This is a genomic window from Streptococcus rifensis, from assembly GCF_053203525.1.
The window spans coordinates 1-21,822 of sequence record NZ_JBRUCW010000001.1; the positions used below are offsets into that span (position 1 = coordinate 1).

Below are 21,822 nucleotides of genomic sequence, written 5' to 3' on the forward strand. Positions count from 1 at the left end.
AACGCCGCTCTCTTTTCAACGCCAGCCGCTAGTTGCGGACTGCCTAAGCGACTTACTCGCTCGGTTTGGAAAAAATATCGTTTTCCAAACCTCATGTCGTAACTGGATCCGCTAAGAAAATAGGCTGCTAACGCCGCTCTCTTTTCAACGCCAGCCGCTAGTTGCGGACTGCCTAAGCGACTTACTCGCTCGGTTTGGAAAAAATATCGTTTTCCAAACCTCATGTCGTAACTGGATCCGCTAAGAAAATAGGCTGTTAACGCCGCTCTCTTTTCAACGCCAGCCGCTAGTTGCGGACTGCTAAAACTAAATTGGTTTGAGGAGCTAGAGGACTTCTAGAGCTATTTCGCTTAGTCAAAACTATTTTTAAAAGGGGGACATCACATGTCTGAACGTAAACTTTTCACGTCTGAGTCAGTATCGGAGGGCCATCCCGATAAGATTGCAGACCAAATTTCTGACGCTATCTTGGATGCCATTTTAGAACAAGATCCCGAGGCTCATGTCGCTGCAGAAACAGCAGTCTATACGGGCTCAGTCCATGTTTTTGGAGAAATCTCAACGACTGCTTATGTGGATATTAATCGTGTTGTTCGGGACACCATAGCTGATATCGGCTATACCAATGCTGAGTATGGTTTTGCGGCTGAATCAGTAGGTGTTCATCCATCTCTTGTTGAACAATCACCAGATATCGCTCAAGGGGTCAATGAAGCCCTCGAAGCCAGAGAGTCAGGTGGTCAAGATCCACTTGATTTGATTGGTGCAGGTGACCAGGGGTTGATGTTTGGTTTTGCGGTTAATGAAACATCTGAATTCATGCCTTTACCTATTTCCCTTAGCCATCGACTGGTGAAAACTCTAGCTGAACTTAGGAAGTCAGGCCAAATTGCCTATCTACGGCCAGATGCTAAGTCACAAGTCACAGTCGAATACGATGAGCAGGATAAGCCAGTTCGGGTGGACACGGTGGTTATTTCGACGCAGCATGACCCTGAAATCAGCAATGAACAAATCCGTCAGGATATCATTGAACAGGTCATCAAAGTTGTCATTCCAGAGCAGTATCTGGATGACGAGACTAAATTCTTTATCAATCCGACAGGGCGCTTTGTTATCGGTGGTCCTCAAGGTGACTCTGGCTTGACTGGACGTAAGATTATCGTTGACACTTATGGTGGCTACTCGAGGCATGGTGGTGGTGCCTTTTCTGGAAAAGACGCGACTAAAGTGGATCGCTCGGCTTCCTATGCAGCCCGCTATATTGCTAAAAATATTGTTGCAGCTGGTCTTGCTCATAAAGCTGAAGTGCAATTAGCTTACGCAATCGGAGTTGCCCGTCCTGTATCTGTTCGTGTTGACACTTTTGGAACAGGAACAGTAGCTGAAAGCAAGCTAGAAAAAGCTGTGCGTGATCTCTTTGATTTGCGCCCAGCGGGTATCATCCAGATGTTGGATCTGAAACGGCCTATCTATCGTCAGACAGCAGCTTATGGACATATGGGTCGAACAGATCTTGATCTCCCTTGGGAACGCTTAGATAAAGTGGATGATTTAAGAGCTTCTGTTTTATAAATAATTGACAATCAGTCTTAGGACTGATTTTTTTGATTTTTGATATAGCTTAATGGGTCAAATGCTTGAAATAGCAGTGTTTTGAAGTATTCTCTTACTAGGAAGAAGTCAGGAAATCGGTCTTTGGACGGATTTCAAAAATAAGAGAGATGGCTTATAATAGTAGTAACCAGTAAGGAAAGGAGGTAGGATAATATGCAAGTTCGTCTTTATAAGCTCCGAAAAAATAGAATGATTTCCGGCGTACTCGCAGGAGTTTCAGATAAGTTTGGCTGGAATCTCCAGTATCTTCGCCTTCTTTTCTTTGTTTTTTCAGTCTTCAATCCTGTTATTGGGGTTTTGGTTTATGTTTTAGCAAGCCATTTCTTGACCTTTAAAGAGGATCGAGAGCGTAAACATTACGGACAAGGTCCTCGTCGGATTAAGGAAGCTGAAAAAATCAAGCCGGATGGTAACTGGTTCTGGTAATTTGCTCCTCCCCCTAAAAAAGAAGGCCCGTTAGGGTCTTTTTTCTTTGAAAATAAAACAATTACGTTAAGGGTTTTCATAAGTCAAATTTGGCATTAAATGCTATAATAGTATCAACGTATAGGGAAGGAGATTTATGGCAGTTACAGTAAAAGAATTAGTTGAAAAGGTCCGTCTGAACGTTATTTATGGGACAAAAGAACTCTTGCAAAAAGAGATCACTACAGGGGATATTTCGCGTCCAGGATTAGAGATGACGGGCTACTTTGACTATTATGCGCCAGAGCGAATACAACTAATTGGGATGAAAGAGTGGTCTTACCTTACTAAAATGACATCCCATAATCGCCTTCAGGTTTTTACCAATATGATTAAACCTGAAACACCTGCTTTTATAATTTCTCGAGAATTGGAAATTCCTGATGAAATGATTGAAGCTGCAAAATTAGAAGGCATAGCTGTTCTACAGAGTAAGATCCCAACCAGTCGCTTATCTGGAGAAATTTCTAGCTACTTAGATTCTCGTTTGGCAGAACGAACAAGTGTTCATGGTGTCTTAATGGACATTTATGGTATGGGTGTTCTGATTCAAGGTGATTCTGGTATCGGTAAATCGGAAACTGGTCTTGAACTTGTGAAGCGGGGACATCGCTTAGTCGCTGATGATCGTGTCGATGTTTATGCTAAGGATGATGTGACGCTTTGGGGAGAACCTGCGGAAATTCTTCGCCACCTTCTTGAGATTCGAGGAGTCGGCATTATCGACATCATGAGTCTCTACGGTGCCTCTGCTGTCAAGGACTCCTCACCAGTTCAGTTATCTATTTATCTCGAAAATTATGAAAAAGATAAGGTTTTTGATCGTTTAGGAAATGGCAATGAAGAAATCGAAATCGCTAATGTGCGAATTCCAAGAGTACGTATCCCAGTTAAAACGGGTCGTAACATTTCCGTTGTCATCGAAGCAGCAGCCATGAACCATCGTTCCCGTGAAATGGGATTTGATGCCACGAAAACATTTGAGGATCGCCTAACCAATCTTATTGATCAGAATGGGGTGATCAAATGATTGACCCCATAGCAATAGAACTTGGACCGATACAAATACGCTGGTATGCCTTATGTATAGTTACTGGCCTGCTACTAGGTGTTTATTTGGCCATGAAAGAGGCCCCGCGAAAAAAAATTGAATCGGATCAGGTTGTCGATTTCATTTTGTTGGCATTTCCCATTGCCATTATCGGTGCTAGAATTTATTATGTCGCTTTTTCTTGGGACCAATATAAAGATAATCTTGCCGAAATATTTGCCATTTGGCATGGTGGAATTGCCATCTATGGCGGTTTAATAGCAGGCGCTATCGTCCTTTATTTCTTTTCACGGTATCATTTTATTCAGCCACTGGATCTTTTAGACATTGCGGTGCCTGGCGTTATGATCGCCCAATCGATTGGTCGATGGGGGAACTTTTTCAACCAAGAAGCTTATGGTAAGGCGGTAGGCAGTCTCAATTATTTGCCCACCTTTATCAGAGAGCAAATGTATATTGACGGTAGCTACCGACAACCAACTTTTCTCTATGAGTCGTTGTGGAATTTAGTAGGCTTTGTGGTTCTTATGAGCATACGGCATCGGGGGTGGATGAAGCGTGGAGAGCCTACAGCTTTCTACCTCATCTGGTATGGTATTGGTCGCATGGTCATCGAAGGCATGCGGACGGATAGTTTAATGGTTGCTGGCCTGCGTGTATCGCAATGGCTGTCCTTAGTTATTATTGCATTGGGCTTAGCGCTCATCGTAGTGATTCGAAAAAATAAAAATCAGCCTCTTTATTAGGGCTGGGATAGGAGTTTATTTATGGGTGATATTGCTCTTTTGATTATTGCTATTGCTTTTGTGGCTTTAGTGGTGTTTTTGATCATTGTGTTGAATAAGGTTTCTAAGATGATTGATGAGGCGCAAACAACCATTAAAGTATTAACCAGTGATGTTAATGTGACACTTTACCAAACCAACGAAATCTTAGCAAAAGCAAATGTTTTAGTAGACGATGTTAATGGTAAAATGGTGACGATTAACCCGCTTTTTCAAGCCGTTTCAGATCTTTCAGAATCTGTTTCTGACTTGAATAGTTCTGCACGTCAATTGTCATCAAAGGCTGGTCAAGCGGGAAAGTCAACAGCTAAGGCTGGAAAGACATTGTCTGCAGTTAGTCTTGTTTCTAAGATTTTAAAAAAATAAGGAGGCATTCTTATGTCAAAATCCAATAAATTTTTTACCACAGTCTTGTTAGGAGCTGCTGGTGGTGCAGCAGCTGCTATGTTTCTAGCTAGTAAAACTGGAAAGGCTGTTAAGCAAAAAGTAGCCGAATTTCTAACGGATTATCAAGAAGATCCAGATGCTAAACATTCGGAATGGGCTGAGCGTGCTAATGAAATCAAAAATCAAGCTGTTGAGAAATACAGTGATGTTCGTCACAAGTTTGAGACCGGTGAATTAACAACTGATGATCTTGTAGAAGTTGTGAGAGAAAAAGCAGCTGAGTGGAAAGACTGTATTAGTCAAGAAGACTTTTTCACAAGCCTTAAGGATCAGGTCGTTAGTGAAGGATCTGATTTTGCTGAAGATGTAGAAGCAGCTGAGTGGTCAGAGACAGACGAATTTGATGGGGAGTCAATTTCCGAAGATATTACCATTGATCTTAATGAAGTCGACTTGCTAGCAGATGATGTCATCGCTCCTGAGTCTGAGCTTTTAGAGGACTTGAGTGAAGCACCTGAAGATAATAGTGATTATCTTTAATGTTTTAGAGTTACATGAAAATCAATAAAAAACAGATTAAACGAAAATGTTTAATCTGTTTTTTTGAATTGATATTTGTATTTCTTCATGATGACTCGACAAGTCTGCAAGACTAAGATACCAGCGCCCATTCCAAGCACAAAGGCTAATACAGTATTTAGTTTAAGAGCTGACAGAATAAAGATACTGAGGACACTTGCAATAGCAAAAATTGCAATATTAGCGAAGAATAGAATTTCTTCAACTACCAGAGTTTCTTCCTCTTTGCTCTCTTCGTAGGCGTCATAACTTGCTTTAGGACGCAGTGGGACGACGTTTTCCTGGTCGTATTTATAATCTCTTAGGGCCATTTCTCTCTCCTCGAAGTTCTATTCTATAATATCATAAATTCGTTAAATTTATATTACATTTATGTTACAAAGCTTATTCTTCCCTTTATTAGAGAAACTTGGTATTTTGATTAAAAAAAGTTATAATAGTATCATGAAAAAAATCACAATCACAGCGACAGCAGAAAGTATTGATCAGGCCAAGAAACTTTTGGAGCTTGGTGTAGACCGAATCTACATTGGAGAAGAACAATTTGGCTTACGATTACCAAAAACGTTTTCGCATGAAGAGTTGGCAGAAATGGCACGGCTAGCTCACGATGCAGAAAAAGAAATTACCGTTGCCGTTAATGCTCTGATGCATCAGGATATGATGGATCGTATCAAACCTTATCTTGATTTTTTACAAGACATAGGAGCAGATTATGTAACCGTTGGAGATACAGGTGTTTTCTATGTTTTAAAGAGAGATGGTTACCCCTTTAAAGCTATCTACGATACATCTGTCATGGCTACCAGTAGTCGACAGCTAAATTTTTGGGGCCAACACGGAGCGACTGAGGCCGTATTGGCCAGAGAGATTCCTTCAGCTGAGCTTTTTGAAATTGCTAAGAATGTCGAGATTCCTGCAGAAATCCTTGTTTATGGGGCTTCAGTCATTCATCACTCAAAACGCCCTCTTTTGCAAAATTACTATAATTTTACCCACCAGGAGGAAGCAAAAGACAAGGACCGTGGTCTCTTTTTATCTGAGCCCAATAAACCGGAGACGCACTATTCGATTTATGAGGATAATCATGGGACCCATATTTTTATTAACAATGATATCGACATGATGACCAAACTTTTAGAACTGGTTGAGCATGGATTTGACCATTGGAAATTAGATGGTATCTATTGTCCTGAAGACAACTTTGTCGAGATTACAAAACTATTTCTTACTGCAAGAGATGCTATTGAGGCTGGGACCTTTAGTCAAGAGCAAGCCTTCCAATTGGATGAGCAAATTCGGCAATTTCATCCAGCAAATCGAGGACTGGACACTGGTTTCTATGAATTTAACCCTGGAATGGTTAAATAACGACATCCATCTCTTTGATGTCAACTGTTAAAAACCCAAAAGAAAGACTTTGAGCTTGCTTAAAGTCTGAGAACGTAGACAAACCCTAGTTTTTCTGTCAACAGGACATTACAAAGTTCTAGCAAGGTTTTAAAGAGATGATCTTTTGCGAGCTAAGCGAGCAATTATCGAAACTTTCCGCTGTGATAAAAGTGCCTGAAACGCAATAGTTTCAGGCACTCGGAAGTTTGGAGACCTTAGGCTCAAAACTTAGGTTTGGAATCCCGAAGGGAGTCGCTACCGTCCGTTATCACCTAAGGAAAGTTTCAAAAGAGACTTTGTCTTCAATCTTAGACTTTGAGCTTGCTTAAAGTCTTTTTTGTCCCTTAAGTTTTCAGGTTAAGAATTAGACGAACTTGTGATAAAATAAGACTATGAAAAAAATAGCAGAATTAGTGGCTTTGCTTAATCAGTATGCCTCAGCCTATTATACTGAAGACCAACCCATGGTATCCGATGCGGAGTATGATCGCCTATACCGAGAACTGGTTGCTTTAGAAGAAAAATACCCAGAGGCGGTTTTGCCTGATAGCCCAACTCACCGTGTAGGAGGGCGTCTCTTAGATGGCTTTGAAAAGTATAGGCACGAGTATCCGCTTTACAGTTTGCAGGATGCTTTTTCCCTCGTAGAATTAGAAGCGTTTGACCAACGGGTGAAAAGAGCGTTTCCAGAGGCGCAGTATTTTTGTGAGTTGAAGATTGATGGCTTATCGATTTCGTTGACCTATGTCGATGGTTATCTGACGGTTGGTGCGACTAGAGGAGATGGCACTACCGGAGAAAACATCACTGAAAATCTACGGCGAGTGGCAGACATTCCACTTAGGTTACCTGAACCAATCAGCATAACCGTTCGTGGAGAGTGCTATATGCCTCGGAAATCGTTTGAAAAGATCAACCAGCAACGGCAAGAAGCAGGAGAAGCCATTTTTGCGAACCCACGCAATGCAGCAGCTGGGACTTTAAGACAATTAGACACTGCCATTGTCGCAAAGCGAGGTTTGGCTACTTTTCTTTATCAAGAGGCTAGCCCATCTGATGTTAACAGACAATCAGAGGTGCTTGAAAAGTTATCAAGATTAGGGTTTGCGACAAATCCTCTTCATCTTAAAACGAGTGATATTGATGATGTATGGGCGTTTATCAAGCGTGTCGAAGAAGAACGCCATGCCCTTCCATATGAGATTGATGGCATTGTCATCAAGGTTGATGCCTTATCGATGCAAGAAGAACTTGGGTTTACAGTCAAGGCCCCCCGTTGGGCTGTAGCCTACAAGTTTCCTGCAGAGGAAAAAGAAGCGACGCTTTTGTCAGTGGGTTGGACTGTGGGGCGTACCGGAGTTGTGACGCCTACAGCTAATTTAACACCTGTTCAATTAGCAGGAACAACGGTTAGTCGGGCGACCTTGCACAACATTGATTATATCTCAGAAAAAGACATCCGAATCGGTGATACTGTAGTGGTCTACAAGGCTGGAGACATTATTCCTGCTGTGTTGCATGTGGTTATGAGAGATCGGAGTGACCAAACAGAGATGGCGGTGCCAACAAATTGCCCATCCTGTGGAGGGGTGCTTCAACATTATGAGGATGAAGTTGCTCTACGTTGTGTTAATCCACTATGCCCAGAACAGATTAAGGTACGCTTAGCACATTTTGCGAGTCGAGATGCCATGAACATTTCAGGACTGGGCCCATCGATTGTGGATAAGCTATACAGCGCTGATTTGGTACACGATGTGGCTGATCTTTATCGCCTTTCCATGGAAGATTTGCTAGCTTTACCTAATTTCAAAGAAAAGTCTGCGACCAAACTCTTGTCTGCAATTGAGCATTCTAAGGATAATTCTGCAGAGCGGCTGCTCTTTGGTCTGGGCATTCGACATATCGGCAGTAAGGCTTCGAGGTTATTCCTTGAAAAGTTTGGCGCCATTGACCAGTTGGCATTGGCTGATGAAGCTGAGATTGCGGCTATCGATGGTTTAGGAGCGGTCATTGCCAAGAGTCTCAAAACCTATTTTGCCACTGAAGGAGCCCAGCTACTGTTAAGTGAATTTAAGGAATTGGGCTTAAACTTAGCATACAAAGGATTTGTAGCTTCCTCTGATGCTCCGCTATCAGGACAAACCATCGTCTTAACAGGAAAGTTAGAGCGCTTGACGAGAAGTGAAGCAAAAGCAAAATTAGAAGCCTTGGGGGCTAATGTATCGAGCTCTGTCTCTAAAAAAACAGCTATTGTTGTAGCTGGAGCAGATGCTGGTAGCAAGCTAGTGAAAGCTCAAGAATTAGGAATTGACATAAAAGATGAGGCTTGGTTAGAGGAGTTGTAATATGGTTTTAGAGGAAAAACAGAAACGCGCACGATTGATTTATAACCCAACATCGGGGCAAGAAATCATGAAAAAGCATGTGGCTGAGGTGTTGGATATCTTAGAGGGATACGGATATGAGACGTCAGCCTTCCAAACAACTTCTGATCCTGAATCTGCTAGAAGAGAAGCTGGTCGAGCAGGGTTGGCAGGCTTTGATTTAATCATTGCGGCAGGAGGCGATGGCACGATAAATGAGGTTGTCAATGGCATCGCTCCTTTAGAGAATCGTCCTAAGTTAGCAATTATCCCTACTGGTACAACCAATGATTATGCACGGGCTCTCAAAGTGCCTCGATCTAATCCAGTGGCGGCTGCGCATATTATTGGAAAAAATCAAACCATAAAAATGGATATTGGCCTGGCTCGTCAATCGGACTTCTTTATCAATATCGCAGCAGCAGGTACCCTGACAGAATTGACCTATAGTGTGCCGAGTCAATTAAAAACGATATTTGGGTATTTAGCCTATGTTGCTAAAGGTGCAGAACTCCTTCCTCAGATCCAGTTGACCCCTGTTAAGGTGACGCATGATCATGGTGTTTTTGAGGGCAAGGTATCAATGATTTTTGCAGCCCTTACTAATACAATCGGAGGTTTTGAACAGATTGCGCCAGATGCTATGTTGGATGATGGTAATTTTACGCTGATTATGGTTAAAACTAGCAACCTCTTTGAAATCTTGCATCTGATTCGTTTGGTCCTCCAAGGGGGTAAACATGTCGAACACCGACAAATTGAGTACCTCAAGACCAGCTTTATCAAAATTGAACCTCAAACACCTACGGATAGTCGTCCAATGATGATTAATTTAGACGGGGAATATGGAGGGGATGCTCCTATTGAACTCAAGAATCTGAAAAATCATATTGAATTCTTCTGCAATACTGATGAAATCTCTGATGCAGCCTATAGTATGGATCCATTTGAATTGGAAATCGAAGAAAATGTTCAGAAATTTGCCCATGAAGCGGAAGAACTGAATTTTTAATCCAAGGATTAAGTTTGAATGTTTATGTTGATTTGAAAAAAGCAGATGTAGCGATTAGATAACACTAAAACGAGCAAAGCCAGGGGATTCTTTGACAGTTTTTTTGGTCAGACTGCTTGAAAAGGGCTGTGTCAATCTCATTACCAACTTTCCCCAATTTTTTAAAGTTCCAAGCCATTGCGCACGCTCCTGAAGTTAATACACAAAAGCGAGTCTGAGACATTTTGTCTCAAGCTCGCTTTTAGTTTATCGTGTTGGCTGATAGGCGAGGCTATCTCCATGTTCTGCAAGAAATGCTGTTAATTCCGAATCAGGAATTTGGCGCAGATAGAGATTGCTTCGAATGGTTTCATCTTCTTCACGGCAAGTTGATAAGACGAGGTATTTATCATCCGGGTTAATCTTTATATTGCTGGCCTTTGTTTTAGCATCTTGACTCACGGATGATAGTTGGTCTGCAAAGACTTCTTTGCTTTCAAAGGATGTTCTGTAGAAAGCTGTTGTTTCTGGAACGATGATAAAGAAGGCGGCCTCATAGTAATATTTACGCTCGGGTGTTTCGATGACGACGTAACGATGTTGATCAAAGTATGCTTGATCCTCATAAAAATTCACATCGTTAAACATGCGGTGATCGGGAACCGTACTCCCCCTAGCATGGCCAAATAACCAAGTCAGACTATCTTCAAAATTTTTGGAATTCTCATGGTCCATAAAAACAGTTCCCATGTATGGTGAATATTGGCCATCAATAGTATACTCAAGATAGTGGTTATTGTCAGTCCCTTGAACAACGGGTTCGTCCAGCATAGTACCCGGAGCATAGACATAAGCAATGGTGTCCGCATTAAGGGCTAATAGAGGTTCAAAACGAGATTTTAGGTAAGCTTTTTCTTCTTCAGAAACCGTATAAGGAGGAACCTCTTCAGAGGAACTCTCTGTTGTAGATGTTGAACTTGTTATTTGTGTACTACTACTTGGTGTAGTTACTTTATTTTGTTGTAGGTGAGTGACCCCGAACCAAACGGTAGTCCCTATAGCCAGTATTGCTAAGATAAGCGTCAGCCAAGATTTCTTGGACTTTAAGTGTTTTTGAGAACGTTTCATAACATCTCCTCATTTTTTATTCTTCCAATATTATAGCAAAAAAGCTTAAGAAATAGCCACTAATTTGAATAATTATTGACTATTAAACTTTTAGTCTGTAAAAAGGAAGTCTGTATTCCGGTGTTCGACTTGCAGTAATGTTTGCCAAATTCATCTATGAGAATATGAAACTGCTGGGCTTCCTCTAGGGTGAATTCCTGTAGATTAATAAGTTTAGACAGGCTTGTATAGTCAGGGAAATCAGTGCCTGTAAGATAACTAAAGAGCTGTCTGGCATAGTTGTCTGCTATAAAAACAGGACGATTAAAAATATATAATAGCAAGACATCAGCTGTTTCCTGACCAATACCAAAAAGCTTTAACAGTTCATTACGGAGATTGACACCATGAGACTGAGCTATCGTTTCATAATCAAAAGCGTATTGCTGAAGCCAACAAAAGAGATCATGTAGAGCACGACTCTTATTTTTGGCGAAACCGCTAGATTTAATCAAATCTTGGAGTTCTTGAATCGGTAAGTGATAAAGGTCTTTGAAATTACCGTTAGTTTTTTGGGAAAGACGAGCGAGTGAGAGTTGAGCATTCTCCCAGCGGGTATTTTGCACCAAAATGGCACCTGCAATCAGCTCCTCAGGCGACTTAGCTGGCCAGTCTCCTTGATGTCCTATGTGTTCCAATAAACTTTGGTATAAAGTGTAAATCGTCATTTTTGAATTGTTCTTCATTTGAGTCCTAACTTATAAGAGGCTGGAGAATTGTTATTTAGAATTTCATTTGGTAAGCTCGGTCAAGGGAAGGAGGTAGAAGAGTTGAAAACATAGGCTATGTTGTCGATTATTCTGGGTAGAATCATGATACATTTAGTTCTCTAACTGTTTGTTCCTGAAGAGATCCGTTATATTTTCGATCTTCCAAGATTTCCTTGCTTTGCAAGCTTTACCTCTTTTCATCTTACTAAAGTCATTGTCGTTCTTCAAGTCTGCCGTCTGTTTTTGGAAAGTTTACCTGAAAGATGATATAATAGCAAGCAAATAAGGAGTAGTATCGCATGACACAATCTATTTATGGTACTTACGAAAGTCATCTTGAAGCTATTTTAATCGAGTTATCAAAACAACTTGAAGTAGCCAATAATCGTCAAAAAGTAGAGACAGGCTTTAAACTGTTCGAACATTTTTTAGGTCGGATTAAATCATCAGAAAGTATGCAGGAAAAATGCCGTCGCAAAGGTTTTCCTGAGACCACGCAAGCTGCCTTAAAACAAATTAAGGATGCCATTGGTATTCGACTCGTGACTGGTTTTATAGATGATATTTATCGATTAGTCGATTGGTTTAAAGCGCAAGAAGGAATCACTATTGTCAGAGAAAAAGATTTCATTACGCAAGCAAAGCCAAATGGTTACCGTTCCTATCATTTGATATTAGAAATAGAGCGACCCCACGAGGATTGTCTGGGGCATCTGCCTGGGAAATATTTTGTAGAAGTCCAACTGCGAACCATTGCTATGGATTCTTGGGCAAGTTTAGAACACCAAATGAAATATAAACATACGATTAAGAATCCAGAACGATTGACCCGCGAATTAAAGCGGTGTGCAGACGAACTGGCTTCTTGTGATTTGAGCATGCAGACTATTAGAGATTTAATTGAGGAGGATGCATGAAAATTTTACTAGCAGAAGACGAAGCGCAACTATCCCATGTTTTTTCGACAGCATTAAGGCATGAAGGATACGAGGTTGATCAAGCTTTTGATGGGGAACAAGCTCTAAGCCTTTCTCAGGACAATGCTTATGATGTTTTGATTTTAGATATCATGATGCCGAAAATGACGGGTCTTGAAGCTTTAAGAGAGATGAGATCGAATGGAAATACGACCTACACCCTAATGCTAACAGCTATGGCTGAAATCGATGACCGTGTCAACGGGTTAGATGCCGGTGCGGATGATTACCTAACTAAGCCAATCTCACTTAAAGAGTTGCTCGCAAGGCTAAGAGCTTTGAGCCGACGGTTTGAAACTAACTATAGTGAGCAACTGTTACGACTGGGCAATGTCACCTTAGATACTCAAGAGCAAGAATTAATGGGCAGTAATGCCATTAGACTGGCCAATAAAGAGGTCAAATTGTTGGCCTTTCTGATGAGGCATGTGGGCAAACCTTTGACGACTGTTCAGCTTTATGAGCATGTCTGGGGCATGCAGTCGGATAGTGAGTTTGACGATGGCTATGTCTGGATTTATATTTCCTATTTGAAGCAAAAGCTCCGATCAGTGCAAGCCAATCTTGATATTCTAGGTGAGGAAAATGAAGATTTCACCCTAGTTGTGAGAGGGGGTGTCGAATGATTCAACGCCTCAGAAGACAATTTATCCTGATTGCTGCTTTAGCTATCGTTGTGATTTTATCCTCTGTCATTGGAGTTCTTAATTCCGTACAGTATTACCAGTCCCAAAAACAAATTGATACCATTTTAACGATCCTAGTTGAAAACAAGGGGAAGTTCCCCAGTGTTTCAGAAGCGAAAGACCAGTTTGGAGAAACAGCCAATGAGGATTTTCTCCATCAATACCGCTATTTTAGCTTGACCCTGGATAAAAACAATGAGGTTGAGAACCTCTATTTGGACCAAATTTCAGCCTTTGCTGTTTCTGAAATCGAAGATCAGGTTGTCAACAGAGTCATCAGCTCAGGTCGTAATTCAGGTATTTTTAGAAATAAACAGCAGGCGTATGCCTATCGATTAGCAGACTTAGGGAACGATCGAACACTCTTGGTAGTGCTTGATGTGACCACTTTTTATACAAGTCAAACAAGGATGCACCGTTTGTCCATGGTCATGTTTGGGAGCAATCTCTTGATTTTTATTATCATTGTGACCGTATTATCTGCTAAGGTAGTTGAACCCTTTGTTGCTAATTATGAGAGGCAAAAACGATTTATTACGAATGCTGGTCATGAACTGAAAACACCACTTGCCATTATCTCAGCCAATACTGAACTTCAGGAAATGCTGGATGGAGAAACGGAGTGGAGTAGAAGCACCAAGGAACAAACAGAGCGTCTAACCAGCTTAATCAATCAGATGGTTCTTTTAGCTAAAATGGAAGAAATGCCTGACATTGAACTGATAGATATCAATTTTTCTAAAGTTGTCGCCGATGTTTCCCAAAATTTTAAATCGCTGACAGCCAAAAATCAGTTGGATTATCAAGTCTCCATTCAACCTGATGTCATTGTTCAAGCTGAGGAAAAGGCTTTATTTGAACTAGTAACGATTCTTTTAGATAATGCTTGCAAGTATTGTGATCCTGGTGGACAGGTTATCGTTAGTTTATCGCAATCAACGCGTCTGAGGAAAAAAGCTCGGCTCGTCATTTCTAATACATACGTTGCTGGGAAAGATGTCGATTATTCACGCTTTTTTGATAGATTTTATCGGCAAGACCAGTCTCACAGTAGCGATGTTAAGGGATTTGGTATCGGTCTATCCATGGCGGAGCGCAGTGTTCAACTATTTAAAGGGAGGCTGGATGTGTCCTATAAAGATGAGCTCATTCACTTCACCGTGACCCTGTAATGAAAGAGAGAGAATCAAGTTACTGAAATCTAGCTTTTTCCATCATTATTTGTAAATAATATTAACTTAAGAGGAGCAGGGAACTGTTTTAAAAGAAACCTACCTGACGACTCTCAGAAAAAGGAGGCCATTTTATGAGTTACACCCCACCAAAAGTTTGGTCAGCTGCTGATAGCGACCAAGGAAAATTTTCAGGCATTAATCGTCCAACAGCTGGTAGCCGTTTTGAACAAGAGCTGCCGGTTGGGGATAGCCCATTGCAGGTTTATTCATTAGGAACACCTAATGGCATCAAGGTAACAGTTCTTTTGGAAGAATTGTTAGAGCTTGGTATCAAGGGAGCTGCCTATGATCTTTATCAGATCAGTATCATGGATGGTGACCAGTTTGGATCTGACTTTGTTGCGATTAACCCCAATTCCAAGATTCCTGCCATGCTAGATCAATCAGGTGCAAAACCAGTCCGGGTGTTTGAATCAGCCTCAATCTTACTGTATTTGGCAGATAAATTTGAACACTTTATTCCTAAAGATCCTGCTCAAAGAACAGAAGTACTCAATTGGCTTTTCTGGCAAACAGGAGCTGCGCCATTTTTAGGAGGTGGCTTTGGGCATTTCTTCAATTACGCTCCTGAAAAATTGGAATACCCGATTAACCGCTTTACCATGGAGACCAAGCGCCAATTGGATTTATTGGATAAAGAATTGTCTAAAAAACCATACATTGCTGGTGAGGACTACACTATTGCCGACATAGCGATTTGGTCTTGGTACGGTCGCTTGGCTCAAGATAAGCTCTATCAAGGCGCTTATGAATTCCTTGACGTGGCATCCTACAAACACCTTAAAGCATGGACGGAAAAAATTGCGGAACGTCCTGCTGTTAAGCGTGGGGTTGATGCACAGTATTCACCAATCAAGTAAAAAAGCCCCAAGCAGGGCTTTTTTACGATTTTCCAAAGAGTTTAGTCCAGAAGCTTTTTTTAGGTATTTCTGATTGACTATTTTCAGTTGCTTGCTTTTTAGGTAGCAGTTCAAGGACATTGATCGTTTCCTGATTGATGGCATGGTCTGTATGGACAACAAGGCCATAGGGGGACTGGTTGTTGTTTTCATCAATTAGGCTAAAAGGGATTTGTTTCTGCTGAGCCAGCTTCATATAAAAAGTTTGAGTGCTTTGATTGAGATGACTTGAGAGTTTAAAGGTGAGAGGTTTGAGAGACTGAAGGTAATTTTCAAGTAGAATTACTAATCCGTTCATTACTTCTAGGCGTTCTGCTTCTTCGGTAGTCGCAACAAGGAACACACGCTCGCGATAAGTCCCCAAGTAGAGGTTCTGTTCGCCAGGCTTCAAGCGCATTTCGCCGCTGGCTTTTTGGAGAATCGTTTCATTTAAATCTTTCATTCTCCAATTATACCATAGGGAAAATAATCCTGACAAATTGAAGCCGTCTTGTAAAAATAGTTTTCAGTTTTTTTCAATCATTTTCTTAAATCTTAAACTTTTCCTTGAAGTAATAGCTTATTTGCGGTATAATGAAGGGGTAAAAATTAAAACTCAAAAGGAGAGTACAACATGTCAATTATTACTGATGTTTACGCTCGCGAAGTCCTTGACTCACGCGGTAACCCAACACTTGAAGTAGAGGTCTACACAGAATCAGGTGCATTCGGTCGCGGTATGGTGCCTTCAGGTGCTTCTACTGGTGAACACGAAGCAGTTGAACTCCGTGATGGTGACAAATCTCGTTACCTTGGTCTTGGTACTCAAAAAGCTGTTGACAACGTCAACAACATCATCGCTGAAGCTATCATCGGTTTCGACGTTCGTGACCAACAAGGTATCGACCGTGCTATGATCGAACTTGACGGTACTCCAAACAAAGGTAAGTTAGGCGCGAACGCGATTCTTGCTGTATCTATTGCTGCTGCGCGTGCTGCTGCGGACTACCTTGAAGTGCCTCTTTACACTTACCTTGGTGGATTCAACACTAAAGTATTGCCAACGCCAATGATGAACATCGTTAACGGTGGTTCTCACTCTGACGCTCCAATCGCTTTCCAAGAATTCATGATCTTGCCAGTTGGTGCACCAACTTTCAAAGAAGCCCTTCGTTGGGGTGCTGAAATCTTCCACGCTTTGAAGAAAATCTTGAAATCTCGTGGTTTGGTAACAGCTGTTGGTGATGAAGGTGGTTTTGCACCTAAATTTGAGGGTACTGAAGATGGCGTAGAAACTATCCTTGAAGCGATTGAAGCAGCTGGTTATGTGCCAGGTAAAGATGTCTTCCTTGGTTTTGACTGTGCGTCATCAGAATTTTACGACAAAGAGCGCGGTGTATACGACTACACTAAATTCGAAGGTGAAGGTGCTGCTGTTCGTACTTCTGAGCAACAAATCGACTTCCTTGAAGAATTGGTTGACAAATACCCAATCATCACTATCGAAGATGGTATGGATGAAAACGACTGGGATGGTTGGAAAGCTCTTACAGCTCGTCTTGGCAACAAAGTTCAATTGGTTGGTGACGACTTCTTCGTAACAAATACTGAATACCTTTCACGTGGTATCCAAGAAGGTGCAGCTAACTCAATCCTTATCAAAGTTAACCAAATCGGTACTTTGACTGAAACGTTCGATGCTATCGAAATGGCTAAAGAAGCTGGATACACTGCCGTTGTATCACACCGTTCAGGTGAAACAGAAGATTCAACCATCGCTGACATCGCTGTTGCAACTAACGCTGGTCAAATCAAGACAGGTTCATTGTCACGTACTGACCGTGTTGCTAAATACAACCAATTGCTTCGTATCGAAGATCAATTGGGTGAAGTTGCAGAATACCGTGGTTTGAAATCATTCTACAACCTTAAAAAATAAATTGGTTAAAGGACTAATTTATTCCTGAGCTAGTATAGCGAGGGGTAGCATGAGAGGCATCTGGCTAGTACAGATGCCTTCTTTTTGATTTATCAATGTTTTGAAGCCCTTGGATTGAGTCCAGGAGCTTTTTTATTGTTTTTGGGCATGAAATACAAATTATTAAGGGCATCAATCGCTTGATTTCTTATTCCTTCTGTAATGTGAGTATAAATCTGTGTAGTGGTTTCTGAATCCGACTCATAGTCCATAACAGTTTAAAAAAGAGGCTGGGCAAAAAGTCCTAGCCTTCTAATCATTTATCACCAGTTAAACAAGACGCAGTGGTTGGGCGTAACACTCACTGGCTATGCCAGTTTTAGTGTTACCCCTGCACAGGTCATTAGGTGCTTTAGCACCAATGAGCCACTGTTGATTGGAAGCCTAAAACGCTTGCTACGCAATCGTTTTAGGCCGTCCTAATCAACTGTGCGGAGGTGGGAGTGAGAAGGTCTGAGGATAGACCTTCTCAGCCTGAACCTAAAACTGAAAAAGTGAAGGGAAGTCAATTTCTTCGAAATCATGACTTCTGCCCCACTCTCACTTGTTTTCCTGTAATTTATTTTCTTCCTCGATTGTAATACCATGACGGCTTGGCTCGTCTTCTCTCATGAAGTCTAAATAGAAGGTATGACTCTTAGCAATCATTTCCTCAACTGCTTTTTGGTGTTGTTCTTTATCCTCTAGGCGATAATAGGCATTGGCTGCAACGAAATACCCATCTATTTCATAGAGATAGATAGATTCAAGGACTTGTCCATCTTTGTAATTGACCAGCTGTTGGTAAAGATAGACCGGACGATGATCGATGGTGTTGGGACTATAATTAATCGTCATCTCAGTAATGTTTTTATAATTATAGGTAGAATCCATGCTTCGATTGAAGTCAAGGGCTCTTTGCCGATGCATTTCGTCTATAAATGAAAAACTACTCTTGTCTATCTTAGAAAATTTTTCAACACCGCTAGAAGTAGCATATTCTTCAAGAGAAGTAAATTCTTTTTCCAAATTAACAAGTTCAAAAAATACGAAGGCACCTGATTGATCTTGACTATTTAAAGCAAGAGTGCTAGGTATGCCGGTTGTTTCGGATGTGGTTTGACGATCTTCATAGCTTTGTTCCCAATGATCAGGGATAAAAATAGCCAGATTTGTAGTTGGAATCCATGATTCATTGGATTTTAATTCAGCAGGTTTTTCTAACTGGAGGTCATCTGCCCAAAGAATAATTTGTTCTTTTTCAATATCCGACATTTCTTCAAAGGATACGGGCGCATAAACCTTTCGGTATCTTTCCTCATTAAAAAGCAACGGGTCTGTATAGTGGTGAGCTTGAACCATATACTCAAGTTCTGCTGGTGTATATGGGCTATGTTTGTTCATCAAAATCGTATAATAAGGTGATAATTTTTGGATACGGGAATTGGTGAAGCGTTCATATCCAAGGATAGCTGCAATTCCTAACAGTGTGAGGGTTAGAAGGGCAAGAATAACTTTAGCAATCTTTGATTGAATGATTTTTTTCATGAGTGACCTCCATCAGATCCTAGTAAATAAGGATATTATCAGCATGGGAGAGACTGTAAGGGGGAAGTTTCACACATCGTCATCTCCCTTTTCTTTTAAGTATACCATATCTCAGCTTAAGAAAGTTGCTCAAAAAGTGATAAGACTTCTTTTTCACTATTTCTAAAAATTTAAGATACTCGCTTCCTTGATTTTATGCTATACTAAATAAGTTGAGGAAGGAGTGACGATATGGAAGAGTTATTAAGACAGTTAATTGCTAATAGAGATGTGGCGCTATTGGAGCAGGTGCTGACGACCCATTACCCAGTTGATATTGCTCTTGCTCTGGAAGAATTAAAGGATGAAGAACTCTTAAAAGAGTTTTTGACCATCGCTAATGATGAACAATTGAGTGATATTATTCGGGAGTCAGACCCGCTCTTACAGCGTGAGATGGTTCGTCATTTATCCTTTAAACGTACAGTCGCTATCTTTAATCAAATGCCCAACGATGATGTGGTAGATATTCTGGGTGCTCTTAACATTGATCTCCGAAAACAATATTTGAGCCTTATGAAAAACAGTAATCGTGAAGATTTGCAAATCATGCTGGCTTATGACCCTCATACGGCCGGTGGTTTGATGACGACAGAGTTTATCACGATTCGGGAGCATTTAACGGTCGGTCAGACCTTAGAAAAACTAAGAGAAATTTCACCCAATACGGAAGTCATTGACACTCTTTTTATTACCAATTCTATAAACACTTTAGTCGGATGGATTGACATACGAGACTTGTTTTTAGAAGACATCTCAAAACCTTTAAATCAGTTCATGAACACACAACTAATTACAGTAACGCCAGAGACTGATCAAGAGGAGGTTGCACAATTATCTGCTAAGTATGACCTCTCCGTTGTTCCAGTTGTTAACCACCGTCAGGTTATTTTAGGCATTATTACTATCGATGACATTATCGATGTCCTGCAAGAAGAGTTTCAAGAAGATATCTTGCGGATGGGGGGTGTCTCAGAGACCGAAGAAATTGGTGGTCCCTTTAGAGAATCTCTGAAAAAGCGGCTACCTTGGCTCTTGGTCAATCTTGTAACAGCCTTCCTAGCTTCAGCGACTGTAGCCTTGTTTGATGGGGTTATCGCTCAGGTTGTGGCCTTAGCAGCAATCAGTCCAATCATTACCGGAATGGGAGGGAATTCAGCGTCCCAAACCTTAGCCTTGGTCATTCAAGGACTTGCCCAAGGTAAGTTGAATTTAAAAGAGGATAAGGCTCTAGTCATGAAGGAAATTGGCTTGGCCCTAACAAATGGTTTTGTGACTGGTGGCGTAGCTGCTATTGTCATGTTTGTCTTTTACCGAAACGTTTACCTCTCGCTGATTGTTGTTTTAGCCATGATGATTAATTTGGCTTGTGGAGCTATTTTTGGCTACTTTGTACCACTTATCCTGAAGGCTTTAAAACAGGACCCAGCCTTAGCCTCGACTATTTTTATCACAACAGCGACAGATGTTCTCGGTTATTTTGCCTTCCTAGGCCTGGCGCAACTCTTCTTACCATTAATTCTCTAAACGATACCCAATGTATTGCATGATAGGTTTAGTATCAGCTATTATTTGATTGTCATTTCCTTGTTTCCATGGTTTTGAACTAAAGTTTCAGGGTGCAAAAAAACTCTGGCGCCCTTGGCACCAGAGTTTTCATATTACTTCCCAAAGATTCCTTTGACTTTGTCAAGGACACCATCAAGGCCTTCTGTGTTGTTTAAAAGTTGTTTAGCTTGCTCGAAGTATTCACCAAGATTATCTTTGTTTTCTTCAAGAAGGGTTTTAGCTTGGTCGAAATCGCCATTTTTAACGATATCTTTTAATTGTTCAAAAAGTTCTTTAGCGTCCATTGTTGGGCTCCTATATAGTTTGATAGTTTACTATCTCAGTATATGTTATTTGGCTCCAAAAGTCACGCAAACAGCCTCGGGAACGGTGAAATCATGTGCGATTTCAGTTAGTTTGCCAGTTGCTTCGTCACGTGAGAAGATCGTTGCGTTGTCAGAGTCTTGATGAACGGCAATCAGGTGCTTGTTATCCGGTGTTAAATCGAAGTCGCGTGGATTTTTTCCATTGGTTGGTGTATACTCCACCAATTCCAAAGTGCCATCGTTTAATACTTTATAAACAACGATAGAATCATGTCCACGGTTGGAGCCATAGACGAAGTTCCCATCATTAGAGATACGGATAGCCGCTGTACCATTAAATGCGGTATGGCTTTCTGGAAGTGTTGAAATGGTTTGAAGAAGTTCAAATTGGCCAACACCATCATAGATGAGGACTTCAACAGTTGAGTTAAGTTCACACATTAAATAAGCCATCTTTTGAGTTGGATGGAAAACAATGTGGCGAGCACCTGCTCCTGGCTTAGCCTTGTAGGTAGCAAGTCGCGTTAGTTTCCCATCCTCACTAACATCATAGGTAACCACTTCATCAGTTCCAAGATCGCAAGTTACCAAATAGTTGTCAGGTGTTAAATCAGTGTAATGAACATGAGGAGATGCTTGGTTTTCATGGGGACCATTGCCTTCATGTTGAGAAACATCTGCAAGGGTTAGACTACCATCTTCTTGGCGTTTATAGACAAGAACTTGTCCTTTGTGGTAATTGGCACCATAAACGAGTTCACGTTCTTCATCGACGGCAACGTAACATAGGGGCGCTCCATCTTCAACAACATGGTTAAGAGGGGAAAAGTCAGCGTCAAATGCGGCGACACCACCTTTGTCATCCTCTGCACCTACAGTGTATAATTGGCCATTTTTAGCGAAGGCTAAATAAGTAGGACTTGGTTCTGCGGCAACAAGTTCTAATTGGCTGAGTTGGCCAGCTTTTGAATCAAATTGAGCACGGTAAATTCCTTCAGATAGGCGGCGAGTATAGGTACCAAAATAAACTGTTTCTGTCATAAGAACACCTCTTTTTCTTAGTTTATGCTATTATAACACAAAAGAAAGGGGTTGCTCTATCAAAAGTGATTTTTCAA

The 21,822-nt window shown here is 41.1% G+C and carries 23 protein-coding genes; 15 read left to right on the forward strand and 8 right to left on the reverse strand.

Annotated elements, in window-relative coordinates:
* The coding region (locus tag ACVRYP_RS00005) for a hypothetical protein (protein ID WP_447466773.1) at positions 1-224 on the reverse strand (224 nt) is incomplete at its 3' end.
* A gap of 160 nt (positions 225-384) precedes the next feature.
* Here ACVRYP_RS00005 and metK point away from each other — a divergent pair.
* From metK to ACVRYP_RS00035, 6 genes are all read left to right on the forward strand, one after another.
* Entirely contained in the window at positions 385-1,575 is a 1,191-nt protein-coding gene (gene metK, locus ACVRYP_RS00010; RefSeq protein ID WP_447466774.1) for a methionine adenosyltransferase, read from the forward strand.
* 195 nt (positions 1,576-1,770) lie between these two features.
* Positions 1,771-2,043 carry a PspC domain-containing protein gene (locus ACVRYP_RS00015; RefSeq protein ID WP_447466775.1) on the forward strand — a complete coding sequence of 91 codons (273 nt, stop codon included), beginning with the start codon at positions 1,771-1,773 and terminating at the stop codon, positions 2,041-2,043.
* Between the two features lie 136 nt (positions 2,044-2,179).
* Positions 2,180-3,112 (forward strand): HPr(Ser) kinase/phosphatase, encoded by a 933-nt coding sequence (gene hprK, locus ACVRYP_RS00020; protein WP_447466776.1) that lies wholly within the window; start codon positions 2,180-2,182, stop codon positions 3,110-3,112.
* The gene (gene lgt / locus ACVRYP_RS00025) at positions 3,109-3,879 is read left to right on the forward strand and encodes a prolipoprotein diacylglyceryl transferase (protein WP_447466777.1); all 771 of its coding nucleotides are present in this window, start codon (positions 3,109-3,111) and stop codon (positions 3,877-3,879) included. Before hprK ends, lgt begins: the two co-directional genes overlap by 4 nt.
* 21 nt (positions 3,880-3,900) lie before the next feature.
* Positions 3,901-4,284, forward strand: coding sequence for a DUF948 domain-containing protein (locus ACVRYP_RS00030; protein ID WP_447466778.1), 384 nt, complete (start codon positions 3,901-3,903; stop codon positions 4,282-4,284).
* Positions 4,285-4,296: 12 nt separating this feature from the next.
* Positions 4,297-4,845, forward strand: coding sequence for a YtxH domain-containing protein (locus ACVRYP_RS00035; protein ID WP_447466779.1), 549 nt, complete (start codon positions 4,297-4,299; stop codon positions 4,843-4,845).
* Positions 4,846-4,895: 50 nt separating this feature from the next.
* On the opposite strand, the gene ACVRYP_RS00040 is transcribed toward ACVRYP_RS00035, so the two are convergent.
* Positions 4,896-5,195 carry a DUF3270 family protein gene (locus tag ACVRYP_RS00040; protein WP_447466780.1) on the reverse strand — a complete coding sequence of 100 codons (300 nt, stop codon included), beginning with the start codon at positions 5,193-5,195 and terminating at the stop codon, positions 4,896-4,898.
* A gap of 133 nt (positions 5,196-5,328) precedes the next feature.
* Between ACVRYP_RS00040 and ACVRYP_RS00045 the strand changes: the two genes are divergently transcribed.
* From ACVRYP_RS00045 to ACVRYP_RS00055, 3 genes are all read left to right on the forward strand, one after another.
* Complete coding sequence (locus ACVRYP_RS00045) at positions 5,329-6,255, forward strand: peptidase U32 family protein (RefSeq protein ID WP_447466781.1); 927 nt, start codon at positions 5,329-5,331, stop codon at positions 6,253-6,255.
* 413 nt (positions 6,256-6,668) lie between these two features.
* On the forward strand, positions 6,669-8,624 hold the full coding sequence (ligA, locus tag ACVRYP_RS00050) for an NAD-dependent DNA ligase LigA (protein WP_447466782.1): 1,956 nt from the start codon (positions 6,669-6,671) through the stop codon (positions 8,622-8,624).
* Position 8,625: 1 nt separating this feature from the next.
* The gene (locus ACVRYP_RS00055) at positions 8,626-9,654 is read left to right on the forward strand and encodes a diacylglycerol kinase family lipid kinase (RefSeq protein WP_447466783.1); all 1,029 of its coding nucleotides are present in this window, start codon (positions 8,626-8,628) and stop codon (positions 9,652-9,654) included.
* 246 nt (positions 9,655-9,900) lie between these two features.
* Here ACVRYP_RS00055 and srtB read toward each other — a convergent pair whose 3' ends face one another.
* Together srtB and ACVRYP_RS00065 are read right to left on the reverse strand one after the other, a co-directional pair.
* On the reverse strand, positions 9,901-10,761 hold the full coding sequence (gene srtB / locus ACVRYP_RS00060) for a class B sortase, LPKTxAVK-specific (protein ID WP_447466784.1): 861 nt from the start codon (positions 10,759-10,761) through the stop codon (positions 9,901-9,903).
* Positions 10,762-10,820: 59 nt separating this feature from the next.
* Complete coding sequence (locus tag ACVRYP_RS00065) at positions 10,821-11,468, reverse strand: endonuclease III domain-containing protein (RefSeq protein ID WP_447466785.1); 648 nt, start codon at positions 11,466-11,468, stop codon at positions 10,821-10,823.
* A gap of 341 nt (positions 11,469-11,809) precedes the next feature.
* On the opposite strand from ACVRYP_RS00065, the gene ACVRYP_RS00070 reads away from it, so the two are divergent.
* The 4 genes from ACVRYP_RS00070 to yghU all read left to right on the forward strand — a co-directional run bounded on the left by ACVRYP_RS00070 (position 11,810) and on the right by yghU (position 15,268).
* The gene (locus tag ACVRYP_RS00070) at positions 11,810-12,427 is read left to right on the forward strand and encodes a GTP pyrophosphokinase (protein ID WP_447466786.1); all 618 of its coding nucleotides are present in this window, start codon (positions 11,810-11,812) and stop codon (positions 12,425-12,427) included.
* Positions 12,424-13,113 (forward strand): response regulator transcription factor, encoded by a 690-nt coding sequence (locus ACVRYP_RS00075; protein ID WP_447466787.1) that lies wholly within the window; start codon positions 12,424-12,426, stop codon positions 13,111-13,113. Before ACVRYP_RS00070 ends, ACVRYP_RS00075 begins: the two co-directional genes overlap by 4 nt.
* On the forward strand, positions 13,110-14,345 hold the full coding sequence (locus ACVRYP_RS00080) for a sensor histidine kinase (RefSeq protein ID WP_447466788.1): 1,236 nt from the start codon (positions 13,110-13,112) through the stop codon (positions 14,343-14,345). The genes ACVRYP_RS00075 and ACVRYP_RS00080 overlap by 4 nt, the downstream gene beginning before the upstream one ends.
* Positions 14,346-14,479: 134 nt before the next feature.
* Positions 14,480-15,268: a glutathione-dependent disulfide-bond oxidoreductase gene (gene yghU, locus ACVRYP_RS00085; RefSeq protein WP_447466789.1), complete on the forward strand. Its 789-nt coding sequence runs from the start codon at positions 14,480-14,482 to the stop codon at positions 15,266-15,268.
* Between the two features lie 22 nt (positions 15,269-15,290).
* Here the strand turns inward: yghU and ACVRYP_RS00090 are convergent, their stop codons facing one another.
* The gene (locus ACVRYP_RS00090) at positions 15,291-15,749 is read right to left on the reverse strand and encodes a DUF1694 domain-containing protein (protein WP_447466790.1); all 459 of its coding nucleotides are present in this window, start codon (positions 15,747-15,749) and stop codon (positions 15,291-15,293) included.
* Between the two features lie 171 nt (positions 15,750-15,920).
* Between ACVRYP_RS00090 and eno the strand changes: the two genes are divergently transcribed.
* Positions 15,921-17,225 carry a surface-displayed alpha-enolase gene (eno, locus tag ACVRYP_RS00095; RefSeq protein ID WP_307121709.1) on the forward strand — a complete coding sequence of 435 codons (1,305 nt, stop codon included), beginning with the start codon at positions 15,921-15,923 and terminating at the stop codon, positions 17,223-17,225.
* A gap of 579 nt (positions 17,226-17,804) precedes the next feature.
* Here the strand turns inward: eno and ACVRYP_RS00100 are convergent.
* On the reverse strand, positions 17,805-18,791 hold the full coding sequence (locus ACVRYP_RS00100) for a hypothetical protein (RefSeq protein WP_447466791.1): 987 nt from the start codon (positions 18,789-18,791) through the stop codon (positions 17,805-17,807).
* Positions 18,792-19,022: 231 nt separating this feature from the next.
* Between ACVRYP_RS00100 and mgtE the strand changes: the two genes are divergently transcribed.
* Positions 19,023-20,357 carry a magnesium transporter gene (gene mgtE / locus ACVRYP_RS00105; RefSeq protein ID WP_447466792.1) on the forward strand — a complete coding sequence of 445 codons (1,335 nt, stop codon included), beginning with the start codon at positions 19,023-19,025 and terminating at the stop codon, positions 20,355-20,357.
* A 134-nt stretch (positions 20,358-20,491) separates the two neighbouring features.
* Here mgtE and ACVRYP_RS00110 read toward each other — a convergent pair whose 3' ends face one another.
* Positions 20,492-20,683, reverse strand: coding sequence for a hypothetical protein (locus ACVRYP_RS00110; protein WP_307121706.1), 192 nt, complete (start codon positions 20,681-20,683; stop codon positions 20,492-20,494).
* A 45-nt stretch (positions 20,684-20,728) separates the two neighbouring features.
* The gene (locus ACVRYP_RS00115; RefSeq protein ID WP_447466793.1) at positions 20,729-21,745 is read right to left on the reverse strand and encodes a lactonase family protein; all 1,017 of its coding nucleotides are present in this window, start codon (positions 21,743-21,745) and stop codon (positions 20,729-20,731) included.
* Positions 21,746-21,822 lie beyond the last annotated feature (77 nt).

What these genes read in the sequence shown, in the direction of transcription:
- metK (WP_447466774.1), top strand. Translation starts at nt 385, where the DNA reads ATGTCTGAACGTAAACTTTTCACGTCTGAGTCAGTATCGGAGGGCCAT.
- ACVRYP_RS00015 (WP_447466775.1), top strand. Translation starts at nt 1,771, where the DNA reads ATGCAAGTTCGTCTTTATAAGCTCCGAAAAAATAGAATGATTTCCGGC.
- hprK (WP_447466776.1), top strand. Translation starts at nt 2,180, where the DNA reads ATGGCAGTTACAGTAAAAGAATTAGTTGAAAAGGTCCGTCTGAACGTT.
- lgt (WP_447466777.1), top strand. Translation starts at nt 3,109, where the DNA reads ATGATTGACCCCATAGCAATAGAACTTGGACCGATACAAATACGCTGG.
- ACVRYP_RS00030 (WP_447466778.1), top strand. Translation starts at nt 3,901, where the DNA reads ATGGGTGATATTGCTCTTTTGATTATTGCTATTGCTTTTGTGGCTTTA.
- ACVRYP_RS00035 (WP_447466779.1), top strand. Translation starts at nt 4,297, where the DNA reads ATGTCAAAATCCAATAAATTTTTTACCACAGTCTTGTTAGGAGCTGCT.
- ACVRYP_RS00040 (WP_447466780.1), bottom strand. Translation starts at nt 5,195, where the DNA reads ATGGCCCTAAGAGATTATAAATACGACCAGGAAAACGTCGTCCCACTG.
- ACVRYP_RS00045 (WP_447466781.1), top strand. Translation starts at nt 5,329, where the DNA reads ATGAAAAAAATCACAATCACAGCGACAGCAGAAAGTATTGATCAGGCC.
- ligA (WP_447466782.1), top strand. Translation starts at nt 6,669, where the DNA reads ATGAAAAAAATAGCAGAATTAGTGGCTTTGCTTAATCAGTATGCCTCA.
- ACVRYP_RS00055 (WP_447466783.1), top strand. Translation starts at nt 8,626, where the DNA reads ATGGTTTTAGAGGAAAAACAGAAACGCGCACGATTGATTTATAACCCA.
- srtB (WP_447466784.1), bottom strand. Translation starts at nt 10,761, where the DNA reads ATGAAACGTTCTCAAAAACACTTAAAGTCCAAGAAATCTTGGCTGACG.
- ACVRYP_RS00065 (WP_447466785.1), bottom strand. Translation starts at nt 11,468, where the DNA reads ATGACGATTTACACTTTATACCAAAGTTTATTGGAACACATAGGACAT.
- ACVRYP_RS00070 (WP_447466786.1), top strand. Translation starts at nt 11,810, where the DNA reads ATGACACAATCTATTTATGGTACTTACGAAAGTCATCTTGAAGCTATT.
- ACVRYP_RS00075 (WP_447466787.1), top strand. Translation starts at nt 12,424, where the DNA reads ATGAAAATTTTACTAGCAGAAGACGAAGCGCAACTATCCCATGTTTTT.
- ACVRYP_RS00080 (WP_447466788.1), top strand. Translation starts at nt 13,110, where the DNA reads ATGATTCAACGCCTCAGAAGACAATTTATCCTGATTGCTGCTTTAGCT.
- yghU (WP_447466789.1), top strand. Translation starts at nt 14,480, where the DNA reads ATGAGTTACACCCCACCAAAAGTTTGGTCAGCTGCTGATAGCGACCAA.
- ACVRYP_RS00090 (WP_447466790.1), bottom strand. Translation starts at nt 15,749, where the DNA reads ATGAAAGATTTAAATGAAACGATTCTCCAAAAAGCCAGCGGCGAAATG.
- eno (WP_307121709.1), top strand. Translation starts at nt 15,921, where the DNA reads ATGTCAATTATTACTGATGTTTACGCTCGCGAAGTCCTTGACTCACGC.
- ACVRYP_RS00100 (WP_447466791.1), bottom strand. Translation starts at nt 18,791, where the DNA reads ATGAAAAAAATCATTCAATCAAAGATTGCTAAAGTTATTCTTGCCCTT.
- mgtE (WP_447466792.1), top strand. Translation starts at nt 19,023, where the DNA reads ATGGAAGAGTTATTAAGACAGTTAATTGCTAATAGAGATGTGGCGCTA.
- ACVRYP_RS00110 (WP_307121706.1), bottom strand. Translation starts at nt 20,683, where the DNA reads ATGGACGCTAAAGAACTTTTTGAACAATTAAAAGATATCGTTAAAAAT.
- ACVRYP_RS00115 (WP_447466793.1), bottom strand. Translation starts at nt 21,745, where the DNA reads ATGACAGAAACAGTTTATTTTGGTACCTATACTCGCCGCCTATCTGAA.